This is a genomic window from Iodidimonas muriae (assembly GCF_014647255.1).
In the GTDB taxonomy this organism is placed as follows: Bacteria; Pseudomonadota; Alphaproteobacteria; order Sphingomonadales; family Rhodothalassiaceae; genus Iodidimonas; species Iodidimonas muriae.
The window spans coordinates 1-1,056 of record NZ_BMOV01000022.1 but is presented as its reverse complement, the minus strand read 5'-3'; the positions used below and the strand labels follow the sequence as shown (position 1 = coordinate 1,056).

The 1,056-nt window shown below is 55.5% G+C and carries 1 protein-coding gene; it reads left to right on the top strand.

Annotated features, from left to right (window positions below; translation table 11 throughout):
• A partial coding sequence (gene tuf / locus IEX96_RS13970) for an elongation factor Tu (RefSeq protein ID WP_188874162.1) occupies positions 1-1,056 on the top strand: 1,056 nt, incomplete at both ends.

Sequence of the window (1,056 nt, the reverse complement as noted above, 5' to 3'; positions counted from 1 at the left end):
ACGGGAAGACAACCCTGACGGCTGCGATTACGAAAGTGTTGGCGGAAGCCGGTGGCGCGACCTTTACGGATTATGCGAACATCGACAAGGCGCCAGAAGAGCGTGAGCGTGGGATCACGATTTCCACGTCGCATGTGGAATATGAGACGGAAGGCCGTCACTATGCGCATGTGGACTGCCCGGGCCATGCGGATTATGTGAAGAACATGATCACCGGCGCGGCGCAGATGGATGGCGCGATTCTGGTTGTTTCGGCTGCTGACGGCCCCATGCCGCAGACGCGCGAGCACATTCTTTTGGCCCGTCAGGTTGGCGTTCCGTCGCTTGTTGTGTTCTTGAACAAGGTGGATCAGGTTGACGATGAAGAGCTTCTCGAGCTTGTCGAGCTTGAGATCCGCGAGCTTCTGTCGGCTTATGAATTTCCTGGCGATGATATTCCGATTGTAGCCGGCTCTGCTTTGGCCGCTTTGGAAGGCAAGAACCCTGAAATCGGCGCCCAGAAGATTCTGGACCTGATGAAGGAAGTCGATGCCTATATCCCGACGCCCGAGCGTCCGGTTGACAAGCCTTTCTTGATGCCGATTGAAGATGTGTTCTCGATTTCCGGCCGTGGGACGGTTGTGACCGGCCGTGTTGAAACGGGGATCATCAAGGTTGGTGAAGAAGTTGAAATCGTTGGTATCAAGGATACGACGAAGACGACGGTGACCGGCGTTGAAATGTTCCGCAAGCTTCTGGATCAGGGTCAGGCTGGCGACAATATCGGTGCCCTTCTGCGCGGTGTTGGCCGTGATGATGTGGAACGCGGTCAGGTTCTGGCAAAGCCGGGTTCGATCACCCCGCACACCAAGTTCAATGCGGAAACCTATATTCTGACGAAAGATGAAGGCGGTCGTCATACGCCGTTCTTTGCAAACTATCGTCCGCAGTTTTATTTCCGCACCACGGACGTGACCGGCATGGTGACGCTTCCTGAAGGAACGGAAATGGTGATGCCTGGCGATAATGTGACGCTGGGTGTGGAACTGATTGCTCCCATCGCCATGGACGAAGGCC